The sequence below is a fragment of the Nocardioides sp. P5_E3 genome (genome assembly GCF_054049275.1).
This window is the reverse complement of the sequence record NZ_JBFUMR010000026.1, coordinates 66302-81426: the sequence shown is the minus strand read 5'-3', so window position 1 is coordinate 81426 and position 15125 is coordinate 66302. Positions and strand designations below refer to the sequence as shown.

General features: G+C 72.9%; 14 protein-coding genes. 6 read left to right on the top strand and 8 right to left on the bottom strand.

What is annotated here, in order from left to right:
* Window position 1 precedes the first annotated feature (1 nt).
* Entirely contained in the window at window positions 2-1768 is a 1767-nt protein-coding gene (locus tag ACXJKB_RS16730; protein ID WP_457190315.1) for a glycoside hydrolase family 15 protein, read from the bottom strand.
* 18 nt (window positions 1769-1786) lie between these two features.
* Between ACXJKB_RS16730 and ACXJKB_RS16725 the strand changes: the two genes are divergently transcribed.
* A complete protein-coding gene (locus ACXJKB_RS16725) occupies window positions 1787-2275 on the top strand; it encodes a CinA family protein (RefSeq protein ID WP_457190313.1) in 489 nt (162 codons plus the stop codon).
* 121 nt (window positions 2276-2396) lie between these two features.
* Window positions 2397-2708: a helix-turn-helix domain-containing protein gene (locus tag ACXJKB_RS16720; protein WP_457190311.1), complete on the top strand. Its 312-nt coding sequence runs from the start codon at window positions 2397-2399 to the stop codon at window positions 2706-2708.
* 19 nt (window positions 2709-2727) lie between these two features.
* Here the strand turns inward: ACXJKB_RS16720 and ACXJKB_RS16715 are convergent, their stop codons facing one another.
* Complete coding sequence (locus tag ACXJKB_RS16715; protein WP_457190309.1) at window positions 2728-3519, bottom strand: DNA-formamidopyrimidine glycosylase family protein; 792 nt, start codon at window positions 3517-3519, stop codon at window positions 2728-2730.
* Entirely contained in the window at window positions 3512-8059 is a 4548-nt protein-coding gene (locus tag ACXJKB_RS16710; RefSeq protein ID WP_457190307.1) for an ATP-dependent helicase, read from the bottom strand. Before ACXJKB_RS16710 ends, ACXJKB_RS16715 begins: the two co-directional genes overlap by 8 nt.
* Window positions 8060-8214: 155 nt before the next feature.
* Here ACXJKB_RS16710 and ACXJKB_RS16705 point away from each other — a divergent pair, with 155 nt between their 5' ends.
* On the top strand, window positions 8215-8439 hold the full coding sequence (locus ACXJKB_RS16705; protein WP_457190305.1) for a hypothetical protein: 225 nt from the start codon (window positions 8215-8217) through the stop codon (window positions 8437-8439).
* A 61-nt stretch (window positions 8440-8500) separates the two neighbouring features.
* Here ACXJKB_RS16705 and ACXJKB_RS16700 read toward each other — a convergent pair whose 3' ends face one another.
* Window positions 8501-8854, bottom strand: coding sequence for a YciI family protein (locus tag ACXJKB_RS16700; RefSeq protein ID WP_457190303.1), 354 nt, complete (start codon window positions 8852-8854; stop codon window positions 8501-8503).
* Between the two features lie 90 nt (window positions 8855-8944).
* Window positions 8945-9616, bottom strand: a complete 672-nt coding sequence (locus tag ACXJKB_RS16695) for a 2'-5' RNA ligase family protein (protein ID WP_457190301.1) — start codon at window positions 9614-9616, stop codon at window positions 8945-8947.
* A gap of 179 nt (window positions 9617-9795) precedes the next feature.
* Here ACXJKB_RS16695 and ACXJKB_RS16690 point away from each other — a divergent pair, with 179 nt between their 5' ends.
* Together ACXJKB_RS16690 and ACXJKB_RS16685 are read left to right on the top strand one after the other, a co-directional pair.
* Entirely contained in the window at window positions 9796-10071 is a 276-nt protein-coding gene (locus ACXJKB_RS16690) for a Fe-S cluster assembly protein HesB (protein WP_457190299.1), read from the top strand.
* 107 nt (window positions 10072-10178) lie between these two features.
* Window positions 10179-10976, top strand: coding sequence for an aldo/keto reductase (locus tag ACXJKB_RS16685; RefSeq protein ID WP_457190297.1), 798 nt, complete (start codon window positions 10179-10181; stop codon window positions 10974-10976).
* Window positions 10977-10979: 3 nt separating this feature from the next.
* Here ACXJKB_RS16685 and ACXJKB_RS16680 read toward each other — a convergent pair whose 3' ends face one another.
* The 3 genes from ACXJKB_RS16680 to ACXJKB_RS16670 form a co-directional block, all read right to left on the bottom strand.
* A complete protein-coding gene (locus ACXJKB_RS16680; protein WP_457190295.1) occupies window positions 10980-11867 on the bottom strand; it encodes an NAD-dependent epimerase/dehydratase family protein in 888 nt (295 codons plus the stop codon).
* Window positions 11868-12061: 194 nt separating this feature from the next.
* The gene (locus ACXJKB_RS16675; protein WP_457190293.1) at window positions 12062-13354 is read right to left on the bottom strand and encodes an RNA polymerase sigma factor; all 1293 of its coding nucleotides are present in this window, start codon (window positions 13352-13354) and stop codon (window positions 12062-12064) included.
* 23 nt (window positions 13355-13377) lie between these two features.
* Window positions 13378-13740 carry a YciI family protein gene (locus ACXJKB_RS16670; protein ID WP_300052708.1) on the bottom strand — a complete coding sequence of 121 codons (363 nt, stop codon included), beginning with the start codon at window positions 13738-13740 and terminating at the stop codon, window positions 13378-13380.
* Between the two features lie 170 nt (window positions 13741-13910).
* Here ACXJKB_RS16670 and ACXJKB_RS16665 point away from each other — a divergent pair, with 170 nt between their 5' ends.
* Window positions 13911-15071 (top strand): PQQ-dependent sugar dehydrogenase, encoded by a 1161-nt coding sequence (locus ACXJKB_RS16665; RefSeq protein WP_457190291.1) that lies wholly within the window; start codon window positions 13911-13913, stop codon window positions 15069-15071.
* Window positions 15072-15125: the final 54 nt, after the last annotated feature.

The window sequence follows — 15125 nt, the reverse complement described above, 5'->3', positions numbered from 1 at the left end:
CTCAGCGCAGGGCGAGGGCCGCTTGCACGAGCGCGAGGTGGCTGAACGCCTGCGGGAAGTTGCCCGCCATCCGGCCATGCCCGGCGTCGTACTCCTCCGACAGCAGGCCGACGTCGTTGGCCAGGCCGCAGAGGCGGTCCATCAGCTCCGTCGCCTGGTCGCGCCGCCCGGCCTTCGCGAGGGCGGACACGAGCCAGAAGGAGCAGGCGAGGAACGGGTGCTCGTCGCCCGAGATCCCGTCGACCCCCGTCTCGGTGCGGTAGCGCAGCAGCAGGCCGTCGACGTCGAGGTCGGCGATCACGGCGTCGATCGTGCCCAGCACCCGCGGGTCGTCGCCGGGAAGGAACCCGACCAGCGGGATGGTCAGCAGCGAGGCGTCGACGGCGGTCGTGTCGTAGTGCTGGGTGAAGGTGCCGCGCTCGTGGTCGAAGCCCTTGTCGAGGATCTCCTCGCGCACCCGGTCACGCAGCTCGCGCCACCTCTCGACCGTGCCGTCGAGCCCGTGGAGCTCGACCGCCTTAACGGCGCGGTCGAAGGCCACCCACACCATCACCCGGGAGTGGGTGAAGTGTCGCTGCGGCCCGCGGATCTCCCACAGGCCGTTGTCCGGCTCGTCCCAGTGCTCGGCGAGCTCGTCGACCAGCGCGCGCTGCAGGGACCAGGAGTTGTGCGTCTCCTCGAGGCCGGCCTCCCGGGCGAGCTCGAGCGCGATCATCACCTCGCCCAGCACGTCGTTCTGGCGCTGTGACACCGCGCCGTTGCCGATCCGCACCGGGCGGCTGTCCGCGTAGCCGGGGAGGTGCGGCACCTCGCGCTCGGGCAGCTGGCGTCCACCGTCGACGGTGTACATGATCTGCAGGTCGGCGGGGTCGCCGGCGACGGCCCTCAGCAGCCAGCTACGCCAGTGCAGCGCTTCCTGCGCGTAGCCGGCGCCGAGCAGCGACTCGAGCGTCAGAGCCGCGTCGCGCAGCCAGCAGAAGCGGTAGTCCCAGTTGCGCTCGCCACCGAAGTCCTCCGGCAGCGACGTGGTCGGCGCCGCGACGATGCCGCCGGTCTCGGCGTGCGTCATCAGCAGGAGGGTGAGCAGGCTGCGTCGCACCATGTCGGCGTGCGGCACGTCCTCCGGCGACCGCGCGGACCACTCGCGCTGGCGCGCGGTCGTGGCGTCGATCCGCTCGTCGAAGCCGAGCGGCCGGGGGATGTCGCGCCACGAACGCACCCAGGTCGTGGAGAAGGTGACCTCGTCGCCGGCGGTCAGCTCGAACTCGTCGCTGTGGTGGCCGTCGTGACCGTGGGGCAGGTGCGGCCCGCGCAGCACGAGCTTGTCCGGACCGGCGACCGCCACGACCACCTCGTTGCCGTGCGCATTCTCCCGGCTCACCCACGGCCGCACGCGACCGTAGTCGGTGCGCACCACCCAGTCGTGCCGGATCCGTACCGTGCCGCGCGTGCACGTCAGACGGCGTACGACGTCCGCGCGGTCGTCGCCGACGGGCATCACGTCGAGCAGCACCACCTCGCCGTCGGCGACAGTGAACGTGGTCTCGAGGCACGCGGTCCCGTCGAGGTACTGCCGCGAGGTGGCGAGCACCTCGTCGGCCGGGGCGAGCAGCCAGCGGCCGTTCTCCTCCGTTCCGAGCAGCGCGGCGAAGCAGGCGGGGGAGTCGAAGCGCGGCAGGCACAGCCAGTCGATCGACCCGTCCTTGCCGACCAGGGCGGCTGTGCCCCGGTCACCGATCAGTGCGTAGTCCTCGATGGGGAGTGCCATGCGGCTAGTGTCGCCGACATGTGGTCAGCCGAGCCGGACGGCAGCGTGGCCGCGCGCGTCCTGGAGACCCTGGCGGGTCGCGGCGAGACGCTCGCGACGGCCGAGTCGCTGACCGGAGGCCTGTTGTCGTCGCGGCTCACCGACGTGCCCGGCGCCTCGCGCAGCTTCGTCGGAGGCGTGGTGTCGTACGCCACCCGCGTGAAGGTGTCGCTGCTCGGCGTGCCGGACGACGTGGTGCAGGAGCACGGCGTGGTCTCGCAGGAGTGCGCGCTCGCGATGGCCCAGGGCGTGTGTGACCGGCTCGACGCGACGTGGGGCCTGGCCACCACTGGCGTCGCCGGACCCGACGAGCAGGAAGGTCGCGCGGTCGGGACGGTGTGGGTCGCGATCGCCGGTCCCGCAGGGGCGACCGCCCGGTTGCTGGAGCTCGGCGGCGACCGGGCCGCGATCCGGCAGGCATCGTGCGACGCGGTCCTCGAGATCCTCGCCCGCGAGGTGGGGGACTGAGCCCATGGCGACGCCCGGTCTGCTCAAACCGAGGTAACCCCGCGGGAAGAAGGAGGCCTCGGGTAGCGTTGGGGGCAGAGACTTCCCTCATCCGGACATCCCAGAGAGTAAGGACTCGCGCATGGTGCTCTTCCGACGACTGCTCGGTGACGTGCTGCGCAGTGCCCGGATGCAGCGTGGGATGACCCTGCGGGAGCTCTCTGCGGAGGCCCGGGTGAGCCTGGGCTACATCTCCGAGATCGAGCGGGGCCAGAAGGAAGCGTCCTCCGAGCTCCTGGCTTCCCTGTGCCAAGCGATGGACCTGCCGCTGTCCGACGTGCTGCGCGACGTCGCCGACGCGGTGTCGATCGAGGAGGCTGCCATGGGCGTGGTCGTCAGCACCCCGATCGATGTCGGCCGCCGCGCCGGCGACGTGGTCGCCTCCGCCGCCTGACCCGACCGCTGGCTCGGGCTCAGCGCTCGGGCTGGCAGCTGGGACACCAGTAGGCCGCGCGCTCGCGACCGAGCTCGCCCAGCATCGTGACCGCGATCGGGGTGCGGCACCGGCGGCACGGGGAGCCGTCGCGACGGTAGACCCACATCCGCTCGCGCTCGCGGAGGTCGCCGGTCGTCGTCTGGATCGCCCGTTCCTTGTTGACCTCGAGCATCTGCTTCCCGCGCCGCACGAGCCGGGGGAGCTGGTCGACGGTGGCGACGGCGCTGGCCGGGTGGACGCCCATGGTGAAGCACAGCTCGGCCATGTACATGTTGCCGATGCCGGCGAGGTTGCGCTGGTCGAGCAGCGCCTGTCCGATCGGCCGGGCCGGCTCGTCGCGGAGGTTGGCGAGGGCGCGCTCCTCGTCCCAGTCGGGGCCGAGCAGGTCGGGACCGAGGTGGGCCACCAGGTCGGCCTCCTGCTCCCGCGGCACGAGCTCGACGATGCCGAGCTGGAAGCCGACGGCCTTGCGCCCCTCGATGCCGAGCACGAGTCGTACCTGGGTGTCGGGACGACGCCACCGCTCGCCGTCGGGGTAGACGTGCCACGAGCCCTCCATCTTGAGGTGGGTGTGGATCGTCCAGGCGCGCTGGTGGTCGACGCGGGTCAGGAGGTGCTTGCCGCGGGACAGCGTGCGGATGACGGTGCCCTCGCGGAGGTCGACGGTGGCGAAGGAGGGCACGCGGAAGTCGGAGAGGGTCAGGCGGTGACCGGTGAGGGCGCGGTCGAGCTTGGCTGCCGCGCGGTAGACGGTGTCTCCCTCAGGCACGCAGCCTCAACCCCTTGGGTGTCGCCAGGAAGCCCGCCGCCGTGAGCGCGAGCCTGATGGGTGTCTCGCCGCCGCTTCCGATCAGCGCCTGGCCGTCGGCCTTCTCGACGGTGAGCCGACCGAGCGCCCCACGGCGGGCGGCGTCGGCCAGCGCCCCCATCGCCGGGGTGAGCACGTCGAGGTCGTCGTTCCAGGTAAGGAGCGTGCGACCGCCGCGCTCGACGTAGACGGTGAGCGCCCCGTCGACCAGGACGACCAGCGCCCCCGCCTTGCGGCCCGGCCGGTGGCCGGTGCGCTCGGGGTCGCCCGCGTCGGGCCACGGGAGGGCGGCGCCGAAGACGTTGGCGGGATCGGTCGCGGCGAGCGCGACGACCGACGGCTTGGTGCCGGGCTTGACGCTGTCGGGCTCCGCGAAGGTGCGCAGCCGGTCGATCGCACCGGCGCTGCCGAACTGCGCGGCCCCGAGACCCTCGATGAAGTAGCCACGGCGGCAGCGCCCCGTGTCCTCGAAGGCGCTGAGCACCTTGTAGACCCCGGCGAACCCGCCCACGATGCGTTCGCTGACGACGGCGCCGCGGGTGACGACGCCGTGCCGCTCGAGGAGGTGCTCGGCGCGGGCGTGGGCACGCCGCGTCGGGTCACCGTCGCGGTCGGGCAGCAGCGCCCACCGGCCCGCCGTCTCCGGGGGACCGGTGCGCACGGGCATCCGGCCGCCGGTCGTGCGGCCGAGCCGCGGCGGCGTACGACGGGTGCGGTGGGACGGGGTGCCGCTGCGGACGAGCGCGCGCAGCGGCGCCAGGGTGTCGTTGGTGACCAGGCCTTTCCACGTCAGCTCCCACAGCGCGCTGCTGAGGTCGGCGTCGGACGTCGACCCCACGCGGTCGGCGAGCTGGCGGAAGAACCACGCCCCGCCCGGGTCGAGCGCGTCGAGGACGGCCCGCTGGAGGCCGTCGGGCTCGTCGCCCTCGACCTCGGGCAGGGTCAGGTGGGCCTGGTCGGCGAGGTGGAGGCTCACCCAGCCGTCGCTGCCGGGCAGCGGGGCGTGACCGGTCCAGATCACCTCGCCGGACGCGGTGAGCTCGTCGAGCATCGACGGCTCGTAGTCGCGCACGCGGGCGGCGAGCACCAGGGGCTCGAGGGCGCTCGCGGGGACTGGGCACCCGGCGAGCTGGTCGATGGCGGCGACCACCCCGTCGACGCCGCGCAGGGAACCGCCGACGCGCTGCCAGGTGGGGAGGAAGCGGGCGACCGCGTCGTGGCTGACCGGCTCGATCTCCTGCCGCAGCCGCGCGAGGGAACGGCGGCGCAGCTTGCGCAGCACCTCGGCGTCGCACCACTCGGTGCCCGACCCCGAGGGACGGAACTCCCCGTCGAGCACCCGGCCGCGGTGGGCGAGGCGCTGCAGGGTCTGGCGTGCGACGGCCTCCCCGAGGCCCAGCCGGGCGGCCACCTCGGCGGTGGTGAAGGGGCCGTGGCTGCGGGCATAGCGGGACACGAGGTCGCCGAGCGGGTCCTCGGGGAGCTGGAGGAACGCGTCGGGGGTGCCGACCGGGACGGGTACGCCGAGCCCGTCGCGCAGGCGGCCGATGTCCTCGATCGCGGTCCACCGGTCGTCGCCGGCCATCCGGACGACGGCCACGCGACGGTCGAGCGAGGCGAGCCAGCCCTCCACGTCGGCGCCGTCGACCGACCGCGCCCGGATCTCCTCCACCGACAGCGGGCCGACGAGGCGCAGCAGGTCGGCGACCGCCTCGGCGTTGCGGGCGCGACGATCGGTGGCGAGCCACTGCAGCTCGGCCTCGACCTCGGTCAGCACCTCCGGGTCGAGCAGCTCGCGGAGCTCGGCGCGGCCGAGCAGCTCGGCGAGCAGGCCCTGGTCGAGGGAGAGCGCCGCGGCTCGCCGCTCGGCGATGGGGGAGTCGCCCTCGTAGACGAACTGGGCGACGTAGCCGAAGAGCAGGCTGCGGGCGAACGGGCTGGGCTGGGTGGTGGCGACGTCGAGGACGTTGACCTCGCGCCGCTGCACACGACCGAGGAGGGTGACGAGCGCCGGCAGGTCGTAGACGTCCTGCAGGCACTCGCGGACCGCCTCGAGCACGATCGGGAACGCTGGATATTGCGACGCGACCTCGAGGAGCTGGGCGCTGCGCTGACGTTGCTGCCACAGCGGGCTGCGACGGCCCGGATCGCGGCGGGGGAGCAGCAGGGCGCGGGCGGCGCACTCGCGGAAGCGGCTGGCGAACAACGCGGACCCGCCGACCTCCTGGGTGACGAGCTGCTCGATCTCCTCGGGCTCGAAGACGATGACCTCGCCGGTCGGCGGCTCGGCGTCGGTGTCGGGGATGCGGATGACGATGCCGTCGTCGGAGGCGACGGCCTGCCCGTCGACGTCGAAGCGCTCGCGCAGCCGGGCGTTGATCGCCAGCGCCCACGGGGCGTGGACCGGCGTGCCGTAGGGGGAGTGGACGACGAGGCGCCAGTCGCCCAGCTCGTCACGGAACCGCTCGACGACGATCTGGGTGTCGTTGGGGACGACCTGGGTGGCCTCACGCTGCTCGCCGAGGTAGGTGACCAGGTTGGTCGCGGCGTTGACGTCGAGGCCGCGCTCGCGGACGCTGTCGATCGCCTTGGCCGCTGGCTTGGCGGCGAGCTCGCGGGTGAACGCACCGACGGCCGCTCCGAGCTCGGCGGGTCTGCCGAGCGCGTCGCCCTTCCAGAACGGCAGGCGGCCGGGGATGCCCGGCGCGGGGGTGACGAGCACCCGGTCGTGGGTGATGTCCTCGATCCGCCAGCTGGTGGCGCCGAGGGCGAAGATGTCGCCCACGCGGGACTCGTAGACCATCTCCTCGTCGAGCTCGCCGACGCGGCTGGCCTTCTCGCCGACGAGGAAGACGCCGAAGAGGCCGCGGTCGGGGATGGTGCCGCCGCTGGTGACGGCGAGCCGCTGGGCGCCGGGGCGGCCGCTGAGCTGGCCGGTCACCCGGTCCCAGACGATGCGCGGGCGCAGCTCGGCGAACTCGTCGCTCGGGTAGCGGCCGCTGAGCAGGTCGAGGGTGGCGTCGTAGGCGCTGCGGGGGAGCTGGGTGTAGGACGCGGCGCGGGTCATGAGCGAGAACAGCTCGTCGACCTGCCACTCCTCCATGGCGAGCGCCGCCACGACCTGCTGGGCCAGGACGTCGAGCGGGTTGGTGGGCACCGCCATCTTCTCGATGGCCCCCGAGCGCATCCGCTCGACCGACACGGCCGTCTGCGCGAGGTCGCCGCGGTGCTTGGGGAACAGCACGCCCCGGCTCACCTCGCCGACCTGGTGGCCGGCGCGACCGACGCGCTGGAGCGCACTGGCGACGCTCGGCGGCGACTCGATCTGGATGACGAGGTCGACCGAGCCCATGTCGATGCCGAGCTCGAGGCTGCTGGTCGCGACGACGCAGGGGAGGCGACCGCGCTTGAGGTCGTCCTCGATGATGGCGCGCTGCTCCTTGGAGACCGAGCCGTGGTGGGCCTTGGCGATGACGGCCTCGGCGCCGCTGCTCTGGCCCGACTGCGCCATCACCTGGGCGGGCGGCTTGCCTGCCTCCGCTGGTCGCTCCGCGCCCGTCGCGCCGGGGTCCTGCTCGCGGACGGCGGCGCGCTCGGCCGCGATCTCGTTGAGGCGTGCGGTGAGCCGCTCGGCCAGTCGGCGCGAGTTGGCGAAGACGATCGTGGAGCGGTGCTGCTCGACGAGGTCGACGACGTGCTCCTCCACGTGGGGCCAGATGCTCGTCGATCGGCCGGGGTCGCCGGACTCCTCGTCGTACTCCTCGGGCATGGTCATGTCCTCGACGGGCACGACGACGCGCAGGTCCCACTCCTTGGTGCTGGGCGGGGAGACGATCTCGACGGGCTGGGTGCCGCCGAGGAAGCGGGCGACCTCCTCGAGGGGACGGACGGTCGCGCTGAGACCGATGCGCTGGGCCGGCCGCTCGAGCAGGTGGTCGAGGCGCTCGAGGCTGATGCCGAGGTGGGCGCCGCGCTTGGTGCCGGCGACCGCATGGACCTCGTCGATGATGACGGTGTCGACGCCGCGGAGCGTCTCGCGCGCCTGGCTGGTCAGCATGAGGAACAGCGACTCGGGGGTCGTGATGAGGATGTCGGGCGGGGTCGTGCCGAGCTTGCGCCGATCGGCGGGGCTGGTGTCGCCCGAGCGCAGGCCGACGGTGATGTCGGGGACGGCGGTCTCGAGCCGCTCGGCGGTGTTGCGGATGCCGATCAGCGGGGCACGGAGGTTGCGCTCGACGTCGACGCCGAGCGCCTTGAGCGGGGAGATGTAGAGCACGCGCGTGCGGCGGGTCTTGTCGTCGGGGCGCTCGGTGCAGAGGAGCCGGTCGATCGCGTGGAGGAAGGCACTGAGGGTCTTGCCGCTGCCGGTGGGCGCGACGACCAGCGCGTTCTTGCCGGCGGCGATCGCATCCCAGGCGCCTTCCTGCGCCGGAGTCGGGCTCGCGAAGGACGCTTCGAACCACTCGCGCGTGGGTGCGCTGAAGCGGTCGAGGGCGGTCATGCCCTGCAGTCTTGCACCGGGGGCTGACAGTGGTCCCCGTCCTTGGGGGGCTGTTCTGCACGTTCGGCCGCTGATTCTTCGGCGCCGGGCCACCAAATCGGGCATGTTGGCGCGCGGCGGCCGACCCCGGCCGGACGAGCGTGCAGGCTGTCGTCATGACAGCGGTGATGCTCGACGAGACGGCCACGGTGATCCGTGAGCTGGCTCGCGCCGCCGAGGCCTTCGCGCAGCGCGCGCAGGAGCAGGAGGCCTGCCGAGACCGTGCGCGTCCCGGCACCGCCGTGCAGCACCGCCACGCACACTCCGCCACGCTGTGGCGGCTGGCCGAGTCGAGCCTGCGGGCCCGGATCAGCGAGCTGGAGACCGCGCCGGCCGCGTGACCGGCGTGTACGTCGACCTCGCAGGTGGGTCGCACCAACCGGTCGGGCCCGCCCGGACGCCTCAGTCGTCCGCGACCGGCCGGATCTCCACGACGGGGTGCGCGCGGGTGAGCACCTGCGCGGCCTCGACGAGGGCGTCGTGGTCGTCGCACGTGACGAGGAAGAACCCGGACATCTGCTCCGCCGTCTCGGCGTACGGGCCGTCGGTGACCAGGGGGCCGTCCGGGCCGCGTCGCACCGTCCGCGTCTCGCTGCTGTGGCCCAGCGCGGCGCCGCCCGTGATGGCGCCTCCACTCTCGCGCAGCAGCCGGGCGAACTCGGCGTCGGTGTCGAACGTGACCTGGTGGTCGGCGTCGGTGCCGCGCTGCCACGCGGCCTCGTCGTCGGCCGGGAACAGCAGGACGTACTCGGTCATGGGTTCTTCCTCTCGGGTGTCGTCACCACGATGACGGGTACGCCGAGCCGGGATCGACAACGAGACCGGAGGTCGCACACGTGCGCCGGATCAGTCGCCGCTGTCGGCGCTGGGCTCCGCGAGGTCGGGCGCGAGATCGACCTGCGCGAGCTCCGAGTACGTCGCCCCGGACGCACCGAACGATGCGCGGACGAGAGTGACGTGGGCCGGCGACCAGGAAGGGCCGGCGTGGGGGGCCTCGGCGCCCAGGAGGGTGGGGGGCACCGGGGCGCCGTCCTGACCCTCGGCTGAGCCGACGACGAGCTCGCTGCGGAAGCTGCGGCGGTCGAGGAAGAACCGCTGCTGGCGGGCGACCTCGTTGACGTTGCGGTAGATGTCGCGCAGCGCGTCGACGTCGCCGCCGAGCTGGGCCGTCACGGTGTGGGGCTCGGACTCCGTGACGCTCACGCCGGTGGTGCGGAGCACGGGTGCCGGCCAGGTCCCGGCCACCGCTGCGAGGGCTCGGGCGAGACCCTCGACGTCGTCGCCGGCGACGTTGCCGAACTTGGCCAGGCGTACGAACACGGCGTCGGACGACAACGGATGCAGGGCGACGGACGGCGCGGTGCGCGACGCACCCCCGCGGCGACCGCGGATGCGGTCCAGGAGGCCGCGGCCACGTCCGTCCTCCGTAGCCGGCTCGGGCGAGCACAGCGCCTGCGCAGCCTCGAGAGCGTCTCGGACCACCTCCGGTGGCGGGACGATCACGGCGAGCAGCTGCATGCGTTGGCCTCCTTCGGCCGCGACCGTCGTCGCGACCCGGTCCGTCGGAACGGGGTCACCCTAGCCACACCCGCATCGCGCGACGGGGATCCACAAAAGCTTCTTGCGCCCGCGGTTTGCGTGTGCGCCGGGTCCGAGCAATGGTGAGGGAGACACATTCTCCATTCGGAAGGAGAGCCATGCTTGCTCTCACCGAGAACGTGACCGACATCGTGAAGCAGCTCGCCGACGAGGTGCCCGAGATCACCGCACTCCGTATCGCCACCGAGGCGGACGGGGAGTCCCTGTCCGTGAGCCCGGCCGACCACGCCGAGAGCGACGACCAGGTCATCGAGCAGGACGGCGCGACCGTCTACGTCGACGGACCGGCGTCGGAGTTCCTCTCCGACAAGGTGCTGGACGGCGCCGTGGACGAGGACGGCACCATCCAGTTCGCGCTGGGCCAGCAGGCCTGATTCGCGCGACTGACACCGACTGACGGAGTCCCGGGCCCATGGGGGTCCGGGACTCCGCTCATGTCCGGGGTCCCCCCGTCCTTGGCGACGGTGACAGCATCGGACGGGTGACCGACCTCGACCTGCAGCTGCCCGACCAGACCCTGACGTTGACGAACGGGACGAGCATCCCGCTGCTGGGCTTCGGCACCTGGCAGATCACCGGGGACGACGCAGTCCGCGCGACGACTGCCGCGCTCGAGGCCGGTTACCGGCACCTCGACACCGCGACGGTGTACGGCAACGAGGCCGAGGTGGGCCGCGCACTCGCCGAGAGCGGTGTCGCGCGCAAGGACGTGTTCGTGACGACCAAGTGCCCGCCGGGCCGCGCCGGCCGCGAGCTCGAGACCCTGCGCGAGAGCCTCGACCTGCTGCGCACCGACCACGTCGACCTGTGGCTCGTCCACTGGTCGGGCAAGGGCTCGACGAACGTCGACATGTGGCGCGCGTTCGTGGAGGCTCGCGAGCTGGGCCTGGCCCGCGAGATCGGCGTGAGCAACTTCGACGCCGCCCTCATCGACGAGGTCACCGACGCGACCGGCGTGCGGCCGGCGATCGACCAGATCGAGTGGAGCCCGCTCCTCTTCGACGCCGGGACGCTGCGGGAGCACCGCGAGCGCGACGTGGCCGTCGAGGGCTACAGCGCCCTGCGGGGCGGTACCCTCGACCACCCCGCGATCGTCGCGATCGCCGAGCGGCTCGACCGCACCCCCGCCCAGATCATCATCCGGTGGCACCTCCAGCACGACGTCGTCGTGATCCCGAAGTCGACGCACCCGGAGCGGATCCGGTCGAACGCCGACGTCGGCGGGTTCACCCTGGCCGATGAGGACATGGCGACGCTCGACGCCCTGGGTGGGCGCTGACGGCTACGCGTCCAGCACGTCGCGCCACGAGTGCTGCGGCTCGAAGCCCACCAGCTCACGCGCCTTGTCGATGGCGTAGAAGGTCTCGTCGCGGCCCATCTCCCGCCGCACCTCCACACCGTCGTAGAACCGCTCGACGACCTCGTCGGTCGTGGCGGCCACGGACATGTCCGCGTTGGCGACGTTGAAGACCTCGTAGCCGAGGCCGTCGGTCTCCAAGCAGCGCTGCACCATCTGGCCGAGGTCGCGCACGTCGATGTAGGCGAAGATGTTGCGCCGTCGCAGCGCCGGGTCGTCGAGGAAGTCCGGGAACAGCTCGGCGTACTCGTGCGGCTCGATGACGTTGTTGATCCGCAGGCCGTAGACGTCGGCGCCGGTGCGTGCCTGGAACGAGCGCGCGGTCACCTCGTTGGCGACCTTCGACATCGCGTAGGAGTCCTCCGGGACTGTCGGGTGCTCCTCGTCGACCGGGACGTACAGCGGTCGCCGCTCGCCCTGCGCGAAGCAGACGCCGTACGTCGTCTCGGACGAGGCGAACACGACCTTGCGGATGCCGAGCCGGGTCGCCGCCTCGAGCACGTGGTAGGTGCTGAGCACGTTGGTGGCGTACGTCGCCGAGTCGGCGGTGCGCAGGATCGCGGGCACGGCGGCGAAGTGCACCACGGCGTCGTACGACGGCTTCTCCGGCAGGTCGAGCTCGTCGAACGTCGCCAGCCCGGCGAGCGCCGAGTAGACCTGGCCGGCGTCGGTCAGGTCGACCTGGAGGTCGTGGACGTCGGGGTGCCCGAGCGGCACGAGGTCGGCGTTGGTGACCTGGTGGCCCTGCTCGGCGAGGAACGGAGCGACATGCCGGCCAGCCTTGCCGCTGCCACCGGTGAAGAAGATGCGCATGGGACCTTCCTACTGGGAGGGGCAAGGGGACTGACCCCGGAGAAGGCGAGGCGGTGTCGCCGGTGGTCGGACGGACCGAACGCGCCGGAGGGGCCGGCGCCCACGCGGACGTGGTGCCTGCCGTCCCCTGTTTGGTCCGTACGACGGTCGGCTGCAGGACGGCCGCGCGCTGTGTGCCTCTGTCTCAGGGCGGATCACCCGCCGGACCACCGCTGGTTCTCGTCCGCGCGCCGCCGCAGCACGCGGCGCTCGCCCTCGTTGCGGGTGAGGGCGACCGCCTCGTCGAAGGCCGACGCGGCGTCGGCGTGGCGCCCGGCGCGCTCCAGGAGGTCGCCGCGCACGCTGGGCAGCAGCGGAGAGTCACCGAGCCGGGACGGGTCCACGGCGTCGAGCACGGCGAGCCCGGCGGCGGCGCCGTGCGCTCGGCCGTGGGCCACGGCCCGGTTGACCTCGACGACCGCGCCGGGTGCGGCCTCGGCGAGGACGTCGTACAGCGCGGCGATGCGGCCCCAGTCCGTGTCCTCGGCGCGGGACGCGGTCGCGTGCTCGGCGGCGATGGAGGCCTGGAGGAAGTAGCGACCGACGGGCGCGCCGGCGGCAGCGAGGCGGGAGGCGGCCCGGAGCGCCGCGAGGCCGCGTCGGATCATCAGCTCGTCCCACAAGGAGCGGTCCTGCGCCTCGAGCAGGACGGGCGTGCCGTCCGGGGAGAGGCGCGCGGCGGTCCGCGATCCCTGCAGCTCGAGCAGCGCCTGCAGGCCGAGCACCTCGGGCTCGTCGGGCGCGAGGTCGGCGAGCATCCGGGCCAGCCGGGTCGCCTCGGCGGCGAGGTCGGGGCGCATCCAGTCGTCTCCGGCGGTGGCGGCGTAGCCCTCGTTGAAGATCAGGTAGACCACGGCCATCACGTCGTCGAGACGCGCCGTCCGCGCCTCGCCCGTCGGCAGCTCGAGCTCCGCCCGGGCGGCCGTCAACGTCTTCTTCGCCCGGGAGATGCGCTGGCCCATCGTCGTCTCGCTGGTGAGGAAGCCGCGGGCGATCTCGGCGGTGGTGAGGCCCCCGACGAGCCGCAGCGTGAGCGCGGCGCGGGACTCGGGGGTCAGCGAGGGGTGGCAGGACAGGAAGACCAGCCGCAGGACGTCGTCCTCGATGTGGTCGACCTGGTCGTCGAGGTCGGGCATCCGTGCCTCCTCCCCGCCCCCGGCGTGCTCGAGCTCGGCCACCTTGCGGCGCAGCGTGTCGGCGCGCCGGAAGTGGTCGACACCGCGGCGCTTGGCCGTCGTCATCAGCCAGGCCGACGGGTTGTCGGGGATCCCCGACACCGGCCACTGCTCCAGCGCGGCGACGAGCGCGTCCTGCGCGAGGTCCTCGGCCAGGTCGACGTCACGCGTCATCCGGGCGAGAGCGCCGACGAGGCGGGCCGACTCGGCCCGCCACGTGGCGATCACGACCCCTGAAGGCCCCGAGGGGTCGTCGTACGTCCCTGCCGGCACGCGGCCAGCGTAGTGAGCCGGCGTCAGTCCCCGGGAGCCTCCGGGCCCTCGGACACCTGGCGCAGCGTGGAGACCACGGTGACCTCCGGCCAGTGCTTGGCGTGCAGCTCGGCGAAGAGCCGCTGGTCGGCCACGGCCTCCTCGAGGCTGGCGTACTCCATCAGCGACCAGCCGCCGACGACCTCCTTGCCCTCGGCGTAGGGCCCGTCGACTCGGGTGACCTCGCCCCGGCGGACCACGAAGTTGACGGCGTCCTCGGTGCCGAAGAGTCCGCCGCCGTCGACGAACGAGCCGTTGGCGGCGCGCTCCCCGATGAAGACGTCCATCGCGTCGAACAGCGACTGCGGCGGCACCCCGATGCCCTCTTCCATCCTGACGAATCCCATGAAACGCGGCATTGTGATCGTTCCTCCTGTGGTGCGGTGGGTGTGTTCTCGCACGTACGTCGAACGGGCGCGGCACGGCTCGACATCGGCGCCGACGATTTTTTCGACATCTTTCGCGACATCCTTCTCCGACCGGTGCCGCGCTTGCCACCCCTGCGCACCATGGACCCATGAAGCCCCTCGCACCGGCGCTGGCCGGACTGCTGACCGTGCTGGCCACCGCCTGCTCCGGGGACACCGCGGCCTCCGGCTCGCTCGGACCGGCATCGGGGGAGGGGGACGACGGCTGGCCCTTCGCCGTCGAGGAGCTCGACCGGCTCGACGAGCCCTGGGCGATGGCGTTCCTGCCCGACACCGGCGACCTGCTCATCACCGAGCGCAGCGGCACCCTCCACCTGCGCGACGCCGGGACCGGGGACCGGTTCGCGGTCGCGGGCGCGCCCGAGGTGGTCGACGCCGGGCAGGGCGGGCTGGGCGACGTGTTGCCGGCGCCGTCGTACGAGGAGGACGGGCAGGTCTACCTCAGCTGGGTCGAGGCGGGCGACGGCGGCACGGGCGCTGTCGTGGGTCGCGCGGTGCTCGAGACCGACGGGGACGAGCCCCGCCTCGACGACCTCGAGGTGGTGTGGCGACAGACGCCGAAGGTCGACGGGGACGGTCACTTCAGCCACCGCCTCGCGCTGTCTCCCGACGGCGAGCACCTCTTCGTCTCCTCCGGCGAGCGCCAGCTCGGCGACCCAGCCCAGGACACCACGAACAACCTCGGCACGATCGTGCGCCTCACCCTCGACGGCGAGCCGGCCCCGGGCAACCCGCTCGCCGACCGGGGCGGGGTGAGCGCCGAGATCTGGAGCTGGGGACACCGCAACCCGTTGGGCCTCGAGCACGCCCCCGACGGCACCCTGTGGTCCTCGGAGATGGGGCCCGAGGGCGGCGACGAGCTCAACCTGATCGAGCCCGGCTCGAACTACGGCTGGCCCGAGGTGTCCGACGGCAGCGACTACGGCGGCGGGGAGATCCCCGACCACGCCGAGGGTGACGGGTACGCCGCCCCCGCGCGGTCGTGGAACCCGAGCATCTCGCCGGGGAGCCTGATGGTCTACGACGGCGAGCTGTTCGAGGGCTGGAGCGGCGATGCGTTCCTGGGCGCCCTGTCGGGGGAGGCGCTGGTGCGCGTGGACCTCGACGGCCGGACCGCGGGGGAGACGGAGGTCTTCGACATGGGTGCTCGGATCCGCGCCGTGGAGGAGGGTCCCGACGGGGCGATCTGGGTGCTCGAGGACGAGGGCGCGGGACGGCTGCTGCGCCTGACGCCGATCGAGGCCGAGTGAGCTCGTGACCCTCCTGCCTCGGTGCGTCGTCCTTGTGAGCCGTGCCCTCCGTCG